Source organism: Streptomyces sp. NBC_01335 (genome assembly GCF_035953295.1).
GTDB lineage: Bacteria > Actinomycetota > Actinomycetes > Streptomycetales > Streptomycetaceae > Streptomyces.
In genome coordinates this window covers 2,279,698-2,299,488 of the sequence record NZ_CP108370.1, presented here as the reverse complement: position 1 = coordinate 2,299,488, position 19,791 = coordinate 2,279,698, and the positions used below count along the sequence as shown (strand labels likewise).

Below are 19,791 nucleotides of genomic sequence, written 5' to 3'. Positions count from 1 at the left end.
GTTCCGTAGTCACGGAGGGGCGCACAGCGCGGATCGGGCGCCGGGGTCGTGCGCCCGGGGGGTGTGCCCGGGTGGTGTGCCGGATCAGGTGCGCGGGGGTGGTGTGCTGCCTGGCGGCCGTCCGGCGCGGAGGCCCGCGTTACGGCCCGCTCACCGCCCCCGGCGAGATCGCACCGGCGCCCGCGAGGGGAACCGGGGTCGCGAGTGGTACGGGGGACACGGCGGCGGGCGGACTGCCGGCCCCCGGTCCGGGCGCGCGCCAGTCGGAGGCGAGCGTCGGACCGAGCAGGTCCAGGTGGCGTTCGGCCAGGGCGCGCAGCGAGGCCAGCGTGCCGTCGCCGGAGCGGCCCCACAGCTGCCCGGTGACCCGCATCGTCCCGGAGAACGCGGCGACCGCCACCCGGGGGCGCGGGTCGGCGTCCAGGTCCAGGTCCTCCCGCCCGGCGATCACCGCGGCCACCTCCTCCTCCATGGCGATGCACCGGCGCATGTGCGTGGCCAGCAGCGTCGGCTGGGACTCGATCATCCGGAACGTCCGTACGTGCAGCTCCACCGTGGCCTCGGACGGATCGGAGCGCTCCAGCGCGTCCCAGGCGCTGAACACGGCCTGCCGCATCGCTTCGAGCGGCGGCTCCTGGGCCGGGCGCTGCCGCAACTCCGCGAGGAAGCGCGCCTCCACCAGGTCCTGGGTGGCGAAGACGACGTCCTCCTTGCTCGCGAAGTACCGGAAGAACGTGCGCTGGGAGACCTTGACCGCCTCCACGATCCCGTCCACCGTGGTCCGTTCGTACCCCCGGGTGGTGAAGAGTTCGAGCGCGGCGTGGAGCAGCGCGTCCCGGGTGCGCTGCTTCTTGCGCTCCCGCAACCCGACCGCGCACTCCGGGCGCCGCAGCAACCCCGCCGCCCTGCTGAGCTGTTCGCGCGCCACCGCCGTGGGCTGCGCGTTCCCGCGCGGCGCCCCGACCCGTCGGCGCTTCGCCGGACCTTCTGTCACGTGCCGTCCCTCTCCCGTCGCTCCGCCCGTACGGCTCCGTTGTGAGCCACCTGACAGTTACCGGTTGGTGAATTGGTTGGTCAACTGTCAGTCGCTGTCACTATTCTGCCGGGCATGACTAGTCAGACCTCCGTCGAGAAGGCTTCGCGGGAGCCCGCGGACATATCAGTTCCCGCGCCCACCAAGGGACTTCGTGGCCATCCCTGGCTGACGCTGTTCGCCGTGGCCATCGGCGTGATGATGGTCGCGCTCGACGGCACGATCGTCGCCATCGCCAACCCCGCCATCCAGAAGGACCTCAACGCCTCCCTCGCGGACGTCCAGTGGATCACGAACGGCTACATGCTGGCGCTCGCGGTCTCGCTGATCACCGCGGGCAAACTCGGTGACCGCTTCGGCCACCGCCAGACGTTCCTCATCGGCGTCGTCGGCTTCGCCGCCGCCTCCGGGGCCATCGGCCTCTCCTCCAGCGTCACGTTCGTGATCGTCTTCCGGGTGCTCCAGGGCCTGTTCGGGGCCCTGCTGATGCCCGCCGCGCTCGGCCTGCTGCGCGCCACCTTCCCCGCCGAGAAGCTCAACATGGCCATCGGCATCTGGGGCATGGTCATCGGCGCCTCCACCGCGGGCGGCCCGATCCTCGGCGGCGTGCTCGTCGAGCACGTCAGCTGGCAGTCCGTGTTCTTCATCAACGTGCCGGTCGGCGTGATCGCGCTCCTGCTCGGCCTGGTGATCCTCAGGGACCACCGTGCCGAGAACGCGCCCCGCTCCTTCGACATCGGCGGCATCGTCCTGCTCTCGCTGGCGATGTTCAGTCTCATCTGGGCGCTCATCAAGGGGGCCGCGTGGGGCTGGGGCGACGTCAAGACGATCGGCTTCCTCGTCGCGGCGGTCGTCCTCTTCGCGGCCTTCGCACTCGTCCAGACGCGCGTCCGCGAGCCGCTGATCCCGCTGGCGATGTTCAGGTCGGTCCCGCTGTCGGCGGGCGCGATCCTGATGGTGCTGATGGCCTTCGCCTTCATGGGCGGCCTGTTCTTCGTCACGTTCTACCTCCAGAACGTGCACGGCATGAGCCCCGTCGACAGCGGTCTCCACCTGCTCCCGCTGACCGCCATGATGATCGTCGCCTCGCCGCTCGCCGGCGCCCTGATCACCAAGTTCGGCCCGCGGGTCCCGCTGGTCGGCGGCATGGTGTGCACCGCCGTCGCCTGCTTCGGCATGTCGCAGCTGACCATCGGTACGGGCACGCTGACCATGTCGATCTGGTTCGCGCTGCTCGGCCTCGGACTCGCCCCCGTCATGGTGGGCGCCACCGAGGTCATCGTCGGCAACGCCCCGATGGAGCTGTCCGGTGTCGCCGGCGGGCTCCAGCAGGCGGGCATGCAGGTCGGCGGCAGCCTCGGCACGGCCGTCCTCGGCGCCGTGATGGCGGCCCGGGTCGACTCCCTGCTGCCGGGCAACTGGGCGGACGCCGGCCTCCCGAAGACCTCCGCGGAGCAGCTCTCGCAGGCGTCCTCGGCCATCGAGGTCGGTATGCCGCCCATCGCCCCGAACACCCCGCCGGAGATCGCCGCGAAGATCACCGCGGTCGCGCATGACACCTTCGTGTCAGGCATGAGCACCGCGTTCGTGGTGGCCGGCTGCGTGGCGGTGATCGCCGCGGTGGTCGCCCTCTTCACCAAGCGCGGCGAGAACGCCGAGGCCGGTGCCGGAGTCGGCCACATCTGACCCCACCCGCCCCGGCGCAACCGCGTCAACCCGCGTCCGCGCAGCCCCGTCGGTCCGAACCGGCGGGGCTGTCGCGCAGGTGGTGTCCGGCGGATCGCGGCCGGACACCACCTATCCGGGTGGTCCCGCTCCGAACCCCTTCCCCGGGCAGGTTGCGGCAGGTCAAGGTCAGGCCAAGAGAACCGCACGACCACGGGGTTGATCCACCATGCGCAAGACCGTCGTCGCGGCCGTCCTGGCCGCCACCGCTCTCGTTCCCGCCGCCTCGGCCGTCGCTCCGGCCGCCACACCCACCGCGTCCGGGGGCACGTACACCACCGTCACGACCCCCAGCACCGCCGAGGCCGCCAAAGCCGCCAAGGCCGCCAAGGTCACCGCGGCCGCGCCCGGCCGGGCCTCGGGGGTCCGGCTCGGGGAGTGTGCGGCAGGCCAGCTCTGCCTCTGGAAGAAGCCGGACTTCACCGGCGGCCGGCTGAACCAGGACCTCTCCGCCGTCGACATCGAGAGCTGCGTCCCGCTGCCGGCCGGAAGCGACGCGCAGTCCTTCGCCAACCGCACCGGCCGCAACGTCACCCTGTACCAGTCGGCCGAATGCGGTGAGACAGGGGAGTTCGAGACCTACCCCGGACCGGGCACCTGGGTCCCGCGCTCCCCCTACCAGGTACGGGCGTTCAAGATCTGGGAGAACTGACCGCGTGGACCGGAGCGACCTGCTGACCTGCTGACGGTCGGCCGGCCGGAGGGCGGGGGTGTGCGTGGCCGCCGCCCTCCGGAGCCCGCGCGTGACACACGGTCACCGCGGGCCGCGGACTCCACCGGCGGACGCCGGTGATCCACCCCGGTGCCCGGTAGCTCTGCGAAGTTGTTCTGTCAGATGCGTTGACGAAATCTTCGGGGTACATCTAGCTTCATCGCGTCGTACTTCGTACGTCATATATGAGACGCGATACGCGAGATGCGAGAGCCCTTCATGACGTTTGCGCCCACCCCGATCCCGTCCAGAACGCAGTTCGTGCTGGAAGCGATCAAACACGCGATCCTGACGGCCCAGCTGAGGCCGGGGCAGGCGCTCGTCGAAACCGAACTGGCAGCGCAGTTCGGCGTGTCGAAGACGCCGGTACGCGAAGCCCTGAAGACGCTCGCCGGTACCGGGCTCGTCGTCATGAGCCAGTACAAGGGCGCCACCGTACGGCTCGTGGACGCCGAGATGGCACGCGAGGTCTACGACGTACGGCTGCTCCTCGAACCTGAGGCGCTGCGCCGGACGATCACCTGCCGGGCCTCCCTGAACGCGGCCCAAGAGGCCCTGGAGCGAGCCGACTCGGCGCCCGACAAGGCCGAACGCTCGCTCGCCAACCGGGACTTCCACCGCGCCCTCTACCTCTCCTGCGGCAACCCGCTGCTGGGCCGGATGCTCGACGAGGTCCGCGACCAGGCGGCGCTCGTCTCCACCGTGGCCTGGGCGGCCGACCCGTCCTGGGAGCGCGAGGCGGCCGAGCACCGGGAGATCCTGCGGCTCGCGCTGGCCGCCGACGCGGCCGGGGCCGCCGCCGCCCTCCACGACCACATCGCGTCTTTCGTCCGCCGCGCCTTCCCGGCCGACGAACCCGCGGACGCGCCCCCCGTCCCTGGGCCCGTGAGCGCGGGCTGACCCCCCTTTTCCTGCCGTTCCTGTCTTTCCTGCATGCCAAGCCACACCGCTACTGAAGTACCGAGAGAGTGGAGCCGACGATGAAGATCTCGAAGACGCACCGGGCGCGCGCGGCGGCGGCGATGTCGCTCACGGCGGCTCTCGCCCTGACCGTCACCGGCTGCGGTGACGACGGCAGCGGGATCGCCGGGGGCGCGGGCGCCGAGGGCGACGGCAAGGGAAAGATCGTCTTCTGGGACAACAACGGCGGTGTGCGTACCGACATATGGAAGGCGATCATCGCCGGCTTCGAGAAGGAGAACCCGGGAATCCAGGTCCAGTACGTCGGGGTGGCGGCCACCGAGATCCAGACCAAGTACGACAACGCCATCCAGGGCGGCGGACTGCCGGACGTCGGCGGGGTCGGCGCGGCGATGCTCGCCGGGCTTGCCGCCCAGGGCTCGCTGGAGCCCCTGGAAGGCCGGAGCGCGGACTCCTCGCTGGACGGCGAGCTCAACCCGGGCATGGTCGAGGCGATGAAGGCGGCAGGCGGCTCCGAGGAGCACACCTACAACGTCCCGATCTCCGCGAACAACGGGGTGCTCTACTACCGCACCGACCTCTTCAAGAAGGCCCAACTGGCCGCGCCGACCACCTGGGACGACTTCTACAAGGCGGCCGAGAAGCTGAGCGACCCCAAGAAGAATCGTTTCGGCTACACCATCCGCGGCGGCGCCGGCTCCATCGCCCAGGCCATGGACGCCATGTACGGGCAGTCCGGCATCACGTCCTTCTGGGACGCCAAGGGCGAGAAGACCACCCTCAACGACCCCCGGAACGTCGCCGCCCTGCAGAAGTACGCGGCCCTCTACAAGAAGGTCACGCCCTCCGCCGACCTCAACAACGACTTCATCAAGATGGTCGCCCAGTACGACTCCGGCACCATCGGCATGGTCAACCACAACCTCGGCTCGTACCAGGACCACGTGACCGCCCTCGGCACGGACAGGTTCCGGGGCATCCCGCAGCCGATCGGCGCGGGCGGCAAGCGGGTCCAGGTCTCCAACCCCGTCGACGGACTCGGCCTCTTCAAGACCTCCGAACACAAGGCCGCCGCGTGGAAGTTCATCGAGTACGCCGCCTCCCACGCGGCCAACTCGAAGTTCAACGAGCAGGCGGGCCTGATCCCGGCCAACAACGAGGCCGCCAAGGACCCCTGGGTCTCCCGCGCCGAGCCCACCGCCCTCGCGGCCAAGGCCCTCACCGACGGCTCGACCGTCACCGTGCAGCTGCCGTACTACCTGCCGGACTGGAACGGCATCAGCAAGGCCGACAACGAGCCCGAGCTGCAGAAGGTCCTGCTCGGCCGGACCTCCGCCAAGGCGTTCCTCGACAAGATGGCCGGTGAGCTGAACGACGCCCAGGCGGAGTGGAAGGAACAGCAGCCCGCCGTCTGAGCAGCCCGCCGCCCGATCCACGCACCCACGGACGGACCTGCGGGTCCGACCCCGCGAACACCGCCGGCCGGCCCCGGGCAGACCCGGGACCGGCCGGCACAGGTGTGCCCGGAGCCGCGTCAGGCGTCGCCGCCCGCCGCGCCCGGGTCGGCCGCCGCCACGTCCAGCAGCTCGTACCGGTCGACCGCCGTCTTCAGCGCCGAACGGTCGATCCGCCCCTCCTTCGCCAGCTCCGTGAGGACCGCCAGCACGATCGACTGCGCGTCGATGTGGAAGAACCGGCGGGCGGCACCACGGGTGTCCGCGAAACCGAAACCGTCCGCGCCCAGCGACTGGTACGCGCCCGGCACCCAGCGGGAGATCTGGTCCGGAACCGATCGCATCCAGTCCGAAACGGCCACGAACGGCCCCTCGGACCCGGAGAGCTTCCGCGTCACGTACGGGACGCGCTGCTCCTCCTCCGGGTGGAGCAGGTTGTACCGCTCCGTCTCCACGGCCTCGCGGCGCAGCTCGTTCCAGCTGGTCGCCGACCAGACGTCGGCCCGGACGTTCCACTCCTCGGCGAGGACGCGCTGCGCCTCCAGCGCCCACGGCACCGCCACACCGGACGCCAGGATCTGCGCCGGGATCTGCCCCTGCTCACCGCGACGGAAGCGGTGGACACCCGCGAGGATGCCCTCCACGTCCACGTCGGCGGGCTCGGCCGGGTGCTGGATCGGCTCGTTGTAGACCGTGAGGTAGTAGAAGACGTCCTCGCTGTTCTCGCCGTACATCCGGCGCAGCCCGTCCTTGACGATGTGCGCGATCTCGAACCCGTACGCCGGGTCGTAGGCCACGCACGCCGGGTTGGTCGAGGCGAGCAGCTGCGAGTGGCCGTCCGCGTGCTGGAGCCCCTCGCCGGTCAGGGTCGTACGCCCGGCGGTCGCGCCCAGCACGAAACCGCGCGCGAGCTGGTCGGCCATCTGCCAGAACTGGTCGCCGGTGCGCTGGAACCCGAACATCGAGTAGAAGACGTAGACCGGGATCAGCGGCTCGCCGTGCGTGGCGTAGGACGAGCCCGCCGCGATCAGCGAGGCCGTGCAGCCCGCCTCGGAGATGCCGTCGTGCAGCATCTGCCCGGTCGGCGACTCCTTGTAGGCGAGCAGGAGTTCACGGTCCACCGCCTCGTACTGCTGGCCCAGCGGGTTGTAGATCTTCGCGCTCGGGAAGAACGCGTCCATGCCGAAGGTGCGGTACTCGTCGGGCGCGATCAGCACGAAGCGCCTGCCGATCTCCTTGTCCCGCATGAGGTCCTTCAGGATGCGGACGAACGCCATCGTGGTGGCGATCGACTGCTGACCCGAACCCTTCTTCGCTGCCGCGTAGGTCTTCTCCTCCGGCAGCGCCAGCGGCTTCGCGCGGACCACCCGGGTCGGCACGTAACCGCCCAGGCTCTCCCGCCGGTCGTGCATGTACTGGATCTCCTCGGAGTCCCGGCCCGGGTGGTAGTAGGGCGGGTACCCCTCGTCCAGCTGCTTGTCCGTGATCGGGATGTGCAGGCGGTCGCGGAACCGCTTCAGGTCCTCGACGGTGAGCTTCTTCATCTGGTGGGTCGCGTTGCGGCCCTCGAAGTTCGGCCCCAGCGTCCAGCCCTTGACCGTCTGCGCCAGGATCACCGTCGGCTGGCCCTGGTGCGCCTTGGCCGCCGCGTACGCCGCGTAGACCTTCCGGTGGTCGTGCCCGCCGCGCCCCAGGTGCAGGATCTGCTCGTCGGACATGTCCTTGACCATGTCCCGCAGCCGCTGGTCGCCGCCGAAGAAGTGCTCGCGGATGTACGCGCCCGTCTCGGTGGCGTACGTCTGAAACTGGCCGTCCGGCGTGGTGTTCAGCTTGTTGACCAGGATGCCCGTGCGGTCCTGCGCGAGCAGCGGGTCCCAGGTGCGGTCCCAGACCAGCTTGATCACGTTCCAGCCGGCGCCCCGGAACTGCGACTCCAGCTCCTGGATGATCTTGCCGTTGCCGCGCACCGGGCCGTCGAGCCGCTGGAGGTTGCAGTTGACGACGAAGGTGAGGTTGTCCAGGCCCTCACGGGCGGCGATGGACAGCTGGCCGAGCGACTCCGGCTCGTCCATCTCGCCGTCGCCGAGATACGCCCAGACGTGCGACTTCGAGGTGTCGGCGATGCCGCGCGCCTCCAGGTAGCGGTTCATCCGCGCCTGGTAGATCGCGCCGAGCGGGCCGAGACCCATCGACACCGTCGGGAACTCCCAGAAGTCCGGCATGAGCCGGGGGTGCGGGTAGCTGGAGAGACCGTTCGGCGCCTTCGACTTCTCCTGGCGGAACGCGTCGAGCTGCGCCTCGCTCAGCCGGTCCAGCAGGAACGCGCGGGCGTAGATGCCCGGCGAGGCGTGCCCCTGGAAGAAGATCTGGTCGCCGCCGTCGCCCTCGTCCTTGCCCCGGAAGAAGTGGTTGAAGCCCACGTCGTAGAGCGAGGCGGAGGAGGCGAACGTGGCGATGTGACCACCGACACCGATCCCGGGGCGCTGGGCCCGCGAGACCATCACGGCGGCGTTCCAGCGGGTCGCGTTGAGGACCTTGCGCTCGATCTCCTCGTCGCCCGGGAAGAAGGGCTCGTCCTTCGTGGCGATCGTGTTGACGTAGTCGGTACTGCGCATCTCCGGCACGGCCACACGCTTCTCGCGCGCCCGTTCGATGAGGCGGAGCATCAGATAGCGGGCCCGCTCATGGCCGCGCTCGTCCACGGCTGCGTCGAGCGAGTCCAGCCATTCCTGGGTCTCCTCGGGATCGAAATCCGGGACCTGGCTGGGAAGGCCGCCAATGATGATCGGGTTGCGATCGGATCCGGAAGCCACACTGTTCCTTCGCTGTTCGGTGCTGCTACGGGGTCTGCTGCAGGTCTGCTGCGAGGCCGATCCGTGGGGGCGCGCAACCTCGCGGCGTCTCCGACGTCCGCGGAATCGCCACCTTCCATCGTGTACCGCCGGGACCCGTACGTCACCTCTACCGCACGGTAACCAGCGGGTTACCGGACACCCGTCCGGGGCAGTAGCCGTAAGGCGGAACAAGGGCGCCGGACCAAATCGCAACCATACGCCCAAGCCGTCCAAGCGTTCCCAAACGCTGTACGGCGGCGAATGCCGGAGCGAAACGGCATAAGCTGAGGAAGGACGTATACGGACCGGTGCTCTCGGCACCCCGGCGCGGACCGGCCGGAAGTTGCGGCGACGTGGCAGGGAACGTCACCGTTTAGGCGGTCTGGGGCGCCGGGTACTTGCGCGATTCGCCGAGCCCGTGTGGACTACGGCCAGCGCCGCGCGTACGCGCGTGGCTGAAGCATTTTCCGAAACATGATCAGGAGGCAACCCGTGAGCGCGACCGCGGACCACGCGGAGGAGCGGACCAAGCTGGCCGAACGGCTGGGGTTCGAACCCAATCAGGTGGTCCAGGAGATCGGCTACGACGACGACGTCGAGCTGGAGCTCCGTGAAGGTATTGAAGCCACCATCGGTGGGGAACTCGTCGACGAGGAGTACGACGACGTCGCCGACGCCGTCGTGTTGTGGTTCCGCGACGAGGACGGCGACCTTACGGACGCGCTGGTGGATGCCATCGGCCTGATCGAGGACGGCGGTACGGTCTGGCTGATGACGCCGAAGACCGGCCGTGACGGATACGTCGAACCCAGCGACATCAGCGATGCCGCCCAGACCGCCGGTCTCTCCCAGACCAAGAGCATCAGCGTGGGCAAGGACTGGACGGGCAGCCGTCTGGTCACGCCCAAGACGGCCAAGGCCAAGCGCTGAGTCTCGCCCGCAGCACCCCGTAGCACCAAGGCCCCCGACGGCATCGCGCCGCCGGGGGCCTTCGTGCGTCTCCCGCGGGACGCTGCGTAGGCTGGGCGGAGGCTCCCCGGCGGACCGGTCCGGGGGCGGCGACGCAAGCGAAGGGACACCCCCATGGCGATCGAGGTCGGCTCCCAGGCCCCCGCGTTCGAGCTCAAGGACAACCACGGCCGGACGGTCACGCTGTCCGAGTTCCGCGGCGAGAAGAACGTCGTGCTGCTCTTCTACCCCTTCGCCTTCACCGGCGTCTGCACCGGCGAGCTCTGCGCCCTCCGCGACGAGCTGCCCCGCTTCGAGAACGCCGACACCCAGCTCCTCGCCGTCTCCAACGACTCCATCCACACCCTGCGGGTCTTCGCCGAGCAGGAGGGCCTGGAGTACCCGCTGCTCTCCGACTTCTGGCCGCACGGCGAGGTCTCGCGCGCGTACGGCGTCTTCGACGAGGACAAGGGCTGCGCGGTGCGCGGCACCTTCATCATCGACAAGGAGGGCGTGGTGCGCTGGAGCGTCGTCAACGGCCTGCCCGACGCGCGGGACCTGAAGGAGTACGTCACGGCGCTCGAAGCCCTCTGAGCCCCCTCCGGACGGCGGTGCGGCCGGGCTCCGGGCACCCGGCCGCCGTTCGGGCCGGCACACGGTGTCGCCTGCCGGTCACCGCCGGGCCGCCTTCCGCTTGCGGAGAACTCCCGCCCCACCCGCCCAAAAGCCTTCTTTGGCCGGGAACCGGTCACTAGGATCCGTTCGTTGATCCGGTACGTGCAAGACGGGGACGCTGGTGTCTGCCGGCCCCTACATACCTATGGGAGGACTCGTGGGAGTCAGCCTCAGCAAGGGCGGCAACGTCTCGCTGACCAAGGCCGCGCCCAACCTGACCGCTGTCATCGTCGGCCTGGGCTGGGATGCCCGGACGACCACCGGCGGCGACTTCGACCTCGACGCCAGCGCGCTGCTGGCGAACACCGAGGGCAAGGTCGGCAGCGACGGCAATTTCGTCTTCTTCAACAACCTCAAGAGCCCCGACGGCTCCGTCGAGCACACCGGTGACAACCTCACCGGTGAGGGCGAGGGCGACGACGAGGTCATCAAGGTCAACCTCGCCGCCGTTCCGGCCGATGTCGACAAGATCGTCTTCCCGGTCTCGATCTACGAGGCCGAGACCCGCCAGCAGAGCTTCGGCCAGGTCCGCAACGCGTACATCCGCGTGGTCAACCAGGCCGACAACTCCGAACTGGCCCGCTACGACCTCAGCGAGGACGCCTCCACCGAGACCGCCATGGTCTTCGGCGAGCTCTACCGCAACGCCGGCGAGTGGAAGTTCCGCGCCATCGGCCAGGGGTACGCCTCCGGTCTGCGGGGCATCGCGCAGGACTTCGGCGTCAACGTCTGACGTCGACGTCGGACGCCCATGGTCGGACACGGCCGAGGGCCCGGACCAGCAGCAGAGCGCCCGGCGCCGCACCTCTCGTGCGGCGCCGGGCGTGCTTTGCCCCGCGCCCCGCGCCGTACGTCCGGCACGGGCACGGCCCGCACCGGACGGTTCGTACCGCACGAACCGGACAGAATCCGCACACGCATCACGAATCGGGGAGGACACATCATGGGCGTCACGCTCGCCAAGGGAGGCAATGTCTCCCTCTCCAAGGCCGCACCCAACCTCACCCAGGTGCTCGTCGGCCTCGGCTGGGACGCGCGGTCCACCACCGGCGCCGACTTCGACCTGGACGCCAGCGCGCTGCTGTGCCAGTCGGGCCGGGTGCTCGGGGACGACTGGTTCGTCTTCTACAACAACCTCACCAGCCCCGACGGCTCGGTCGAACACACCGGGGACAACCTCACCGGCGCGGGTGACGGTGACGACGAGTCCGTCATCGTCCACCTCGACCAGGTGCCCGCGCACTGCGACAAGATTGTCTTTCCCGTCTCGATTCATGAAGCGGACAATCGTGGGCAGGCTTTCGGGCAGGTCAGCAATGCCTTCATCCGGGTCGTGAACCAGGCCGACGGCCAGGAGCTGGCCCGCTACGACCTCAGTGAGGACGCCTCGTCCGAGACGGCGATGATCTTCGGTGAGCTCTACCGCTACAACGGCGAATGGAAGTTCCGTGCTGTGGGACAGGGGTACGCGTCAGGACTGCGCGGCATCGCTCTAGACTTCGGGGTCAACGTTTCGTAAAGCCGCGCTCGGCGCGGGGGAGCCCCGTACTGCGGGGGAGACCCGTTACTTACACGATGGGGTAGCCAGTGCTTCTGAAAACCTTCGGCTGGTCGTTCGCGATTACCGCGCTCGGCCTGGTCGCAGCGGTGTTCTACGGGGGGTGGCAGGCTCTCGGCGTCGTCGCGATCCTGACGGTCCTGGAGATCTCGCTGTCCTTCGACAACGCGGTGATCAACGCCGGAATCCTGAAGAAGATGAACGCCTTCTGGCAGAAGATCTTCCTCACGGTCGGTGTGCTCATCGCGGTCTTCGGTATGCGGCTGGTCTTCCCCGTCGTCATCGTGGCGATCAGCGCCAAACTCGGTCCCATCGAGGCCATCGACCTCTCGTTCAACGACCCGGACCGGTACCAGCAACTGGTCACCGACGCGCACCCGTCGATCGCGGCCTTCGGCGGCATGTTCCTGCTCATGATCTTCCTCGACTTCATCTTCGAGGACCGGGACATCCAGTGGCTCCGGTGGATCGAGCGCCCGCTCGCCAAGCTCGGCAAGGTCGACATGCTGTCGGTCTGCGTCGCGCTGATCGTCCTGCTCGTCTCCGCCCTGACCTTCGCGACCCACGCCCACCAGCACGGCGGTGCGCACGCGGACAAGACGTCCACGGTGCTGCTCGCGGGTGTCGCCGGTCTGATCACGTACCTCGTCGTCGGCGGGCTCTCGGGCTTCTTCGAGAACAAGCTCGAAGAGGAGGAGGAGCGCGAGCACGAGGCCGAGGAAGAGGCCAAGAAGACGGGCAGGACCGTCGCTCCGGTCGTACTGGCCGGCAAGGCGGCCTTCTTCATGTTCCTCTACCTGGAGGTCCTGGACGCGTCCTTCTCGTTCGACGGTGTCATCGGCGCCTTCGCCATCACCAACGAGATCGTGCTGATGGCCCTCGGCCTCGGCATCGGCGCCATGTACGTCCGTTCGCTCACGGTCTACCTGGTCCGCCAGGGCACCCTGGACGACTACGTCTACCTGGAGCACGGCGCCCACTACGCCATCGGCGCCCTCTCCGTCATCCTCCTCGTGACCATCCAGTACGAGATCAACGAGATCGTCACCGGCCTGGTCGGCGTGGTGCTGATCGCCTGGTCGTTCTGGTCCTCGGTCCGGCGGAACAAGGCCCTCGCCGCGGCGGGCGACGGCGGCAGCACACTGGTCGACGCGGGTGACGGCGGAGTCCGCTGAAGTTCTGGCCAGAAGTCTCCGCTGCCGGGTGTGTGACCCGGTAAGCAAAGAGGGAACGCTCTCTGCGGGGCGGTCCGCGCGGTACGGCTCCGGAAAGACCCGGGCCGGTCCGCCGGCCGCCCCGCGCTGGTGTGCGGGACGCGCGAGAGCGGGCCGGAACCCCGGTCCCGCGGGGGCGCGCAGACAGACAGATAGGTGGGGGTGGGGGGATGGGCTTCTTCGACGGCCTGTGGCCGGCACGTACGGCACAGTTCGAGTCGGGCAACGCGGCGTCGAACTCGATTCAGCTCTCACGGCGGAACGCCACGGTCTCGCTGACCAAGCAGGGAGCGCTCACCGGTAACCTCCGGGTCAACCTCTCCTGGCGGATGCGGAGCTCCGACATAGAGGGACGCTCGTCGCAGGGCAGCCTGTTCCGGAACCCGCTGAAGCTCTTCCAGCCCGAGGTCGTGCAGGCCCACACCCAGGGCATGGTCAACGTCGACCTCGACCTCGGATGCATGTACGAGCTCATGGACGGCTCCAAGGGCGTGGTGCAGCCCCTCGGCAACCTCATCGGGGACCTGAACGAACCGCCGTACATCCGGCTCAGCGGCGACGACCGCTTCGGTGCCCCCTCGGGCGAGACGGTCTACGTCAACATGGATCACCGCGACAAGATCAAACGACTGCTCTTCTTCGTCTACATCTACGACCAGACGCCGGCGTTCGACCGTACGCACGCCATGGTCACGCTCTACCCGGGCAACGGCCCGCGGATCGAGATCGAGCTGGACGAGCGCGCCCCCGAGGCCCGCTCCTGCGCCGTGTTCACCGTGGAGAACGTCAAGGAGGAGCTGATCGTGCGCCGAGAGGTCAAGTTCGTCTACGGGTTCCAGTCCGAGCTCGACCGGCTCTACGGCTTCGGCATGCAGTGGGGCCGCGGCTACAAGTCGCGTGCCTGAGCGCTCAGGACCGGACGAACTGCGGGCCCTGCGGAGGCAGGACGAAATGCGGGTCCGGTGCGGGCGCGGCCGCCGCGGCGGGCTGCGGATACCCGTACGCGGGAGCGCTGGCCTCGGGCTGCGGGTAGCCGTAGGCCGGCGGAACGGTGGCGGGCTGCGGGTAGCCGTACGCGGGAGCGGCGGTGGCGGGCTGGGGATAGCCGTACGCCGGTGCGGTGGTGGCGGGCTGCGGGTAGCCGTATCCGCCCCCCGGCACCGGCGGGGCGGAGGGCGGCTGCGGGTAGCCGTACCCGGACTGCGGCTGGGGGATGGTGAGGTCCGAGGCGTGTTCGGGCGCGGGACGGCCGGGTGCGGGCGCCTGGGCGCTCTCCCCCTCCCCGTCGGCCCCGGGCCCGGACTGCTCGGGCAGTCCTTCGGGCGACTGCTCGGAGGACTGCGGGGGCGACTGCTCGGGCTGCTCCCCGTCGTCCACCGAGATGCCGAAGGCCGTCGCGAGCCCGATCAGGCCGGTCGGATAGCCCTGGCCGACCGCACGGAACTTCCACCCGTCGCCGCGCCGGTAGAGCTCGCCGCAGATGATGGCGGTCTCCTCGCCGGTCTCCGGCCGGATCTCGAACACGGCCAGCGGGTCACCGTCCGGGGCCGCCGCGTCGTACAGCGATATGCGCAGGTCGTGGACGCTCCCGAAGCTCGCACCGTCCGAGGAGGCGGCGATCACCACCTGGTCCACCGAGGAGTCCAGCGCCGCCAGATCCGCCTCGACCGTGTCCGTCAGCCCGTCCCCGACGCTGCGCTTCGGCAGCCGGCGCACATGGCCGGAGGGATGCCGGGGCTGGTTGTAGAAGACGAAGTCCTCGTCGAAGCGCACCCGGCCCGAGGAACCGAGCAGCAGGGCGGAGGCGTCCACGTCCGGGACGCCCGTCCCGGGAGTCCAGCGCAGCACGGCCCTTACGGCCGTGGCATCGAGGGGGACGTTCGAACCCTTCAGCATCCCTTGCGTCATGCCCGTCATCCTGCCTGCTGGCGGCTCACCCGGACAACGCGGGGGCCGTGAACCGGTATCCGGCGGTAGAGCTGAGCTGCAGCACCTTACCGTGTCGGGGTCCTCCGACACGGGCGAGTTACCCGAAGTTCACATATGCGGGGAACTGCGGACACCCGTCCATACGTACTATTACCGGCCATGCGTTGTTCGATCGATCAGGCGGTACGGGGGAAAATCATGCGTCATTTCGGGCACATCTCGCCTGCTGCCCGGCAGGGACTGTTCTTCCAGGAGCCATGCGAATTCGACGCGAACGCTCCTGCCCGCGTGCTCTCGGCCGCGCTGGGCGCCACGCTCTACGCCCCGGCCACCCGCCCCCGGCTCGCGGACGACGTCGTCAAACAGGCCGCGCGCGGCGTCATCTCCATGGTCCTCTGCCTGGAGGACTCGATCGCCGACACCGAGGTGGAAGGCGCCGAGAAGAACCTGGTCAAGCAGTTCGCGGACCTCGCCGAACGGGAAGCGGCGATTCCGCTCCTCTTCATCCGGGTGCGTGAGCCCGAGCAGATCACCGACCTGGTCGACCGCCTCGGCGCCACGGTCCGACTGCTCTCCGGCTTCGTCCTGCCGAAATTCACCGAACGGCGCGGAGAGCTTTTCCTGGCCGCCCTGAACCGGGCGGAATCCGCCTGCGGACACCGGCTGTTCGCCATGCCGGTGCTCGAATCGCCGGAACTCCTCCACCTGGAAACCCGTACCGAAACGCTCCAGGGAATCGCGCGTGTCGTCGCGACCCACCGCGAGCACGTTCTCGCGCTGCGGCTCGGCGTCACCGACTTCTGCTCCGCCTACGGGCTGCGGAGATCCTCCGACATGACCGCGTACGACGTGCAGATCGTCAGCGCCGTCATCGCCGACGTCGTCAACGTCCTCGGCCGCGCCGACGGCACCGGATTCACGATCACCGGCCCCGTCTGGGAGTACTTCCGCAACCAGGAACGCATGTTCAAGCCGCAGCTGCGCCGCAGCCCCTTCCAGGAGGGCCGGGCGGAGAAACTGCGCACCGCGCTCATCGAACACGACCTGGACGGACTGCTCCGCGAGATCGAACTCGACCGGGCCAACGGCCTCCTCGGCAAGACCTGCATCCACCCCTCGCACGTGGACCCCGTGCACGCGCTGTCCGTCGTCAGCCACGAGGAATTCAGCGACGCCCAGGACATCCTGCGCCCCGAGCGCGGCGGTGGCGGAGTGCTGCGCTCCGCGTATACGAACAAGATGAATGAAGTGAAACCGCACCGGGCGTGGGCCGAACGGACCCTCCTGCGTGCCGAGGTCTTCGGCGTCGCGCGCGAGGACATCGGCTTCGTGGACCTGCTGGCCGCGGCCGGAGCGAAATGAGCGCGTACCGATGAGCGGGCGGGCGACGGAGAAAGAGACGGTGGACGTGGTGTGGTCGGGCAGCTGGGTGGCCGAGCGGCTGGGAGTCGCTCTCGCCGGTGACCAGGAGATCAGGGACATGCTGGGGCTCGCCCTGCGGCGCAACCCCCGGCGGGCCCATCTGCTGGTCTCCCACGTCCTCGGCAAGCACGTGCCCCAGCTCCCCTCCGTCGTCCACGGCGCCGGGGTCGACCTCGGCCGCCGGGTACGCGAACTGCTCGGGCCCGAGGCCGACCGGGCGGTCGTCCTCGGATACGCCGAGACCGCCACCGGACTCGGCCACTCGGTCGCCGACGGCATCGGCTCGGCGCCCTACCTCCACTCCACCCGCCGCCCCGTCCCCGGCGTGGTCCGCGCCGGCGGCTTCGAGGAATCCCACTCGCACGCCACCTCCCACCTGCTGCTCCCCGAGGACCCGGCGCTGCTCGCCCGCCCCGGGACGCTGGTCCTCGTCGACGACGAGTTCTCCACCGGCAACACCGTCCTCAACACCATCCGCGCGCTGCACGACCTCTACCCCCGCGAGCGGTACGTCATCGTGGCCCTGGCCGACATGCGGTCGGCCGAGGACCGGGGCCGCCTCACCGGGTTCGCCGCCGAGATCGGCGCCCGCGTCGACCTGATCGCCCGCGGCACCGGCACGGTCGTCCTGCCCGAAGGAGTACTGGAACGGGGAGCGGCCCTCGTCGCCGAGCAGGAGGCGGTGGAGGCGGCGAAGGCCGCGAAGGCAGCCGAGGCCGCGAAGGCAGCCGAGGCCGCAGCGACCGACGAGGTGGCCGGGGCCGCCGCTCAGGCCGTCCGGGTCGACCTCGGCTGGCCCGAGGGGCTGCCGGACGGCGGCCGGCACGGCTTCACCCCCGCCCACCGCGCCACCCTGGAACACGCCCTCCCCGGCATGGCCGCCCGGATCGCGGCGGCCCTCCACGACCCGTCCGGCGGTACCGCCTCCGGTTCCGGCGCCCCCGAAAGCGGTGCCGGCCCCCGCCGCGTTCTCGTCCTCGGCTTCGAGGAACTCATGTACGCCCCGCTGCGCCTCGCCACCGCCCTGGAACAGCTCCACGACGTCTCGGACACCGAAGTCCGCTACTCCACCACCACCCGCTCACCCGTCCTCGCCGTCGACGACCCCGGCTACGCGATACGCAGCCGACTGGTCTTCCCGGCCCACGACACCCCGGCGGACGGCCCCGGCGACCGGTACGCGTACAACGTCGCCGGAGCCGGCTTCGACGCCGTCGTCGTGGTGGTCGACTCGCACGCCGACACACCCGAACTCCATGCCCCCGAAGGGCTGCTGGCCCGCCTCGCCGCCCACACCGGCCGAGTGCTCCTCGCGGTCGTTCCCTCGTACACCCCCGAACGGCAGGAATTCACGATGCTGCCCGAGCCCCTCAGAGGCCCCGCATTCTCCTCGTACGCCGCCGAGGACGTCGGCTGGCTGCTCCAGGACCTCTCGGACACCGAGCTGGAGGCCCCCACGGAGGAACGCGAGGAGGCGATACAGAGCGGTGGCGCGCACTACGCCGAATCGCTCCCCGTGGAGTACCAGCCCAGCCCCGCCTACCAGGCGCTCTTCCAGTCCGCCCTGGAGACCTCCGCCGCCCGTATCGCCCGCGCCGTCGGCACCGTCACCGAGACGGTCCTCGAAGAACGCGGACCGCGGCCCGTGCTGGTCTCGCTCGCCCGCGCCGGAACCCCCGTCGGCGTCCTGATGCGCCGCTGGGCCCAGCACCGCCACGGACTCGACCTGCCGCACTACGCCATCTCCATCGTGCGCGGCCGGGGCATCGACACCAACGCCCTGCGCTGGCTGGCCGCCCACCACGACCCCGCCGACGTCGTGTTCGTCGACGGCTGGACCGGCAAGGGCGCCATCACCCGCGAACTGGCCGTCGCCCTGGAGGAGTTCGAAGGGTTCAGCCCCGAGATCGCGGTCCTCGCCGACCCCGGCGGCTGCGTCCGCACCTACGGCACCCGCGAGGACTTCCTCATCCCCTCCGCCTGCCTCAACTCCACGGTGTCCGGCCTGATCTCCCGTACCGTGCTCCGCGCCGACCTGGTCGGCCCGGACGACTTCCACGGCGCCAAGTTCTACCGCGAGCTGGCCGGTTCGGACGTCTCCCTCGACTTCCTGGAGACCGTCGCCGCCCGCTTCGACGAGGTCGCCGACGAGGTGGACGAGGAGGCCAAGGCGCTGCTCGCCGCCGACCGCGCCCCCACCTGGGAGGGCTGGGCCGCCGTCGAGCGCATCAGCGAGGAATACGGCATCCACGACGTCAACCTCGTCAAGCCCGGCGTCGGCGAGACCACCCGCGTACTGCTCCGCCGCGTCCCCTGGAAGATCCTCGCCGACCGCGGCGCCGGCGCCGACCTCGACCACGTACGGCTCCTCGCGGAGCAGCGCGGGGTGCCCGTCGAGGAGGTCGACGGACTCCCGTACAGCTGTGTCGGACTGATCCACCCGAAGTACACCCGGGGCGCGACCGGTGCCGACGGCAAGGCGGTGACGGAACAGTGACCGCACCGGGGACGAACCCCGTGGCGCTGGTCGCCAGCGACCTCGACCGCACCCTCATCTACTCGACCGGCGCCCTCCAGCTCGCCATGCCGGACGCCGACGCCCCCCGGCTGCTCTGCGTCGAGGTGTACGGCAACAAGCCGCTCTCCTACGTCACCGAGACGGCCGCCGGACTCCTGGAGGAGCTGGGCCGCACCACGGTCTTCGTACCGACCACGACCCGCACCCGCGAGCAGTACCACCGCATCAGCCTCCCCGGCCCGGCACCGGCCTACGCCGTCGTCGCCAACGGCGGGCACATCCTCGTGGACGGGGAGTCCGACCCCGACTGGCACGCGGGGGTCCTGGACCGCATCGCCGGCGAGTGCGCCCCGCTCGCCGAGGTCCGCGCCCACCTCGCCGCCGTCTCCGACCCCGCCTGGCTGCTGAAGGACCGGGTCGCCGAGGACCTCTTCGCCTACCTCGTCGTCGAACGCTCCCAGCTCCCCGACGGCTGGGTGAAGGAGCTCGTCGACTGGGCCGACCCGCGCGGCTGGACCGTCTCCCTCCAGGGCCGCAAGATCTACGCCGTACCCCGGCCGCTCACCAAGAGCGCGGCCGTCCGCGAGGTCGCCCGCCGCGCCGGGGCCGGACTCACCCTCTCCGCGGGCGACTCCCTCCTCGACGCCGACCTGCTGCTCAGCACCGACCTCGCCTGGCGCCCCGGCCACGGCGAACTCGCCGACACCGGCTGGCACACCGGCGGCGTCGTCGCCCTCAAGGAGCAGGGCGTCCTCGCCGGGGAGGAGATCCTGCGCAGGTTCCTGGCGGCGGCGCGCGGCTGACGGGAGAGTCTTTGGCAACCACGGGTCCATTGGGCAGGCTGGGCC

General features: G+C 70.0%; 15 protein-coding genes and 1 pseudogene. 13 read left to right on the top strand and 3 right to left on the bottom strand.

Annotated features, from left to right (window positions below):
- Positions 1-256: 256 nt before the first annotated feature.
- Positions 257-895 (bottom strand): annotated as a pseudogene (locus OG599_RS09770) (TetR family transcriptional regulator); the annotation flags it as partial.
- A 213-nt stretch (positions 896-1,108) separates the two neighbouring features.
- On the opposite strand from OG599_RS09770, the gene OG599_RS09765 reads away from it, so the two are divergent.
- The 4 genes from OG599_RS09765 (at position 1,109) to OG599_RS09750 (ending at position 5,806) form a co-directional block, all read left to right on the top strand.
- Positions 1,109-2,719, top strand: coding sequence for an MFS transporter (locus OG599_RS09765; RefSeq protein WP_327175569.1), 1,611 nt, complete (start codon positions 1,109-1,111; stop codon positions 2,717-2,719).
- A gap of 208 nt (positions 2,720-2,927) precedes the next feature.
- Complete coding sequence (locus OG599_RS09760) at positions 2,928-3,410, top strand: peptidase inhibitor family I36 protein (RefSeq protein ID WP_327175568.1); 483 nt, start codon at positions 2,928-2,930, stop codon at positions 3,408-3,410.
- Positions 3,411-3,689: 279 nt separating this feature from the next.
- Positions 3,690-4,370, top strand: a complete 681-nt coding sequence (locus OG599_RS09755; RefSeq protein ID WP_327175567.1) for a GntR family transcriptional regulator — start codon at positions 3,690-3,692, stop codon at positions 4,368-4,370.
- An 80-nt stretch (positions 4,371-4,450) separates the two neighbouring features.
- The gene (locus OG599_RS09750) at positions 4,451-5,806 is read left to right on the top strand and encodes an ABC transporter substrate-binding protein (protein WP_327175566.1); all 1,356 of its coding nucleotides are present in this window, start codon (positions 4,451-4,453) and stop codon (positions 5,804-5,806) included.
- Between the two features lie 119 nt (positions 5,807-5,925).
- Here OG599_RS09750 and aceE read toward each other — a convergent pair whose 3' ends face one another.
- Positions 5,926-8,658 carry a pyruvate dehydrogenase (acetyl-transferring), homodimeric type gene (gene aceE / locus OG599_RS09745; RefSeq protein ID WP_327175565.1) on the bottom strand — a complete coding sequence of 911 codons (2,733 nt, stop codon included), beginning with the start codon at positions 8,656-8,658 and terminating at the stop codon, positions 5,926-5,928.
- A gap of 513 nt (positions 8,659-9,171) precedes the next feature.
- On the opposite strand from aceE, the gene OG599_RS09740 reads away from it, so the two are divergent.
- The 6 genes from OG599_RS09740 to OG599_RS09715 all read left to right on the top strand — a co-directional run bounded on the left by OG599_RS09740 (position 9,172) and on the right by OG599_RS09715 (position 13,979).
- Complete coding sequence (locus OG599_RS09740; protein WP_327175564.1) at positions 9,172-9,609, top strand: DUF3052 domain-containing protein; 438 nt, start codon at positions 9,172-9,174, stop codon at positions 9,607-9,609.
- A gap of 153 nt (positions 9,610-9,762) precedes the next feature.
- Positions 9,763-10,221 carry a peroxiredoxin gene (locus OG599_RS09735; protein ID WP_327175563.1) on the top strand — a complete coding sequence of 153 codons (459 nt, stop codon included), beginning with the start codon at positions 9,763-9,765 and terminating at the stop codon, positions 10,219-10,221.
- A 238-nt stretch (positions 10,222-10,459) separates the two neighbouring features.
- Positions 10,460-11,035, top strand: a complete 576-nt coding sequence (locus tag OG599_RS09730; protein ID WP_327175562.1) for a TerD family protein — start codon at positions 10,460-10,462, stop codon at positions 11,033-11,035.
- A gap of 210 nt (positions 11,036-11,245) precedes the next feature.
- Entirely contained in the window at positions 11,246-11,821 is a 576-nt protein-coding gene (locus tag OG599_RS09725; protein ID WP_327175561.1) for a TerD family protein, read from the top strand.
- A 68-nt stretch (positions 11,822-11,889) separates the two neighbouring features.
- Positions 11,890-13,035, top strand: a complete 1,146-nt coding sequence (locus OG599_RS09720) for a DUF475 domain-containing protein (protein ID WP_327175560.1) — start codon at positions 11,890-11,892, stop codon at positions 13,033-13,035.
- A 209-nt stretch (positions 13,036-13,244) separates the two neighbouring features.
- Positions 13,245-13,979 (top strand): TerD family protein, encoded by a 735-nt coding sequence (locus OG599_RS09715; RefSeq protein ID WP_327175559.1) that lies wholly within the window; start codon positions 13,245-13,247, stop codon positions 13,977-13,979.
- Positions 13,980-13,983: 4 nt separating this feature from the next.
- Here the strand turns inward: OG599_RS09715 and OG599_RS09710 are convergent, their stop codons facing one another.
- Complete coding sequence (locus OG599_RS09710) at positions 13,984-14,982, bottom strand: TerD family protein (RefSeq protein ID WP_327175558.1); 999 nt, start codon at positions 14,980-14,982, stop codon at positions 13,984-13,986.
- Between the two features lie 219 nt (positions 14,983-15,201).
- On the opposite strand from OG599_RS09710, the gene OG599_RS09705 reads away from it, so the two are divergent.
- From OG599_RS09705 to OG599_RS09695, 3 genes are read left to right on the top strand one after another with little or no spacing between them, the layout of a single operon-like run.
- Entirely contained in the window at positions 15,202-16,365 is a 1,164-nt protein-coding gene (locus OG599_RS09705) for an HpcH/HpaI aldolase/citrate lyase family protein (RefSeq protein WP_327175557.1), read from the top strand.
- Positions 16,366-16,375: 10 nt separating this feature from the next.
- Positions 16,376-18,922 (top strand): phosphoribosyltransferase, encoded by a 2,547-nt coding sequence (locus OG599_RS09700; RefSeq protein WP_327175556.1) that lies wholly within the window; start codon positions 16,376-16,378, stop codon positions 18,920-18,922.
- Positions 18,919-19,746 (top strand): HAD family hydrolase, encoded by an 828-nt coding sequence (locus tag OG599_RS09695; RefSeq protein WP_442809404.1) that lies wholly within the window; start codon positions 18,919-18,921, stop codon positions 19,744-19,746. Before OG599_RS09700 ends, OG599_RS09695 begins: the two co-directional genes overlap by 4 nt.
- The last annotated feature ends 45 nt before the right edge of the window (positions 19,747-19,791 follow it).

Coding starts and splice junctions, on each gene's coding strand:
- OG599_RS09765 (WP_327175569.1), top strand. CDS start 1,109: ATGACTAGTCAGACCTCCGTCGAGAAGGCTTCGCGGGAGCCCGCGGAC.
- OG599_RS09760 (WP_327175568.1), top strand. CDS start 2,928: ATGCGCAAGACCGTCGTCGCGGCCGTCCTGGCCGCCACCGCTCTCGTT.
- OG599_RS09755 (WP_327175567.1), top strand. CDS start 3,690: ATGACGTTTGCGCCCACCCCGATCCCGTCCAGAACGCAGTTCGTGCTG.
- OG599_RS09750 (WP_327175566.1), top strand. CDS start 4,451: ATGAAGATCTCGAAGACGCACCGGGCGCGCGCGGCGGCGGCGATGTCG.
- OG599_RS09735 (WP_327175563.1), top strand. CDS start 9,763: ATGGCGATCGAGGTCGGCTCCCAGGCCCCCGCGTTCGAGCTCAAGGAC.
- OG599_RS09725 (WP_327175561.1), top strand. CDS start 11,246: ATGGGCGTCACGCTCGCCAAGGGAGGCAATGTCTCCCTCTCCAAGGCC.
- OG599_RS09715 (WP_327175559.1), top strand. CDS start 13,245: ATGGGCTTCTTCGACGGCCTGTGGCCGGCACGTACGGCACAGTTCGAG.
- OG599_RS09710 (WP_327175558.1), bottom strand. CDS start 14,982: ATGACGCAAGGGATGCTGAAGGGTTCGAACGTCCCCCTCGATGCCACG.
- OG599_RS09705 (WP_327175557.1), top strand. CDS start 15,202: ATGCGTCATTTCGGGCACATCTCGCCTGCTGCCCGGCAGGGACTGTTC.
- OG599_RS09700 (WP_327175556.1), top strand. CDS start 16,376: ATGAGCGGGCGGGCGACGGAGAAAGAGACGGTGGACGTGGTGTGGTCG.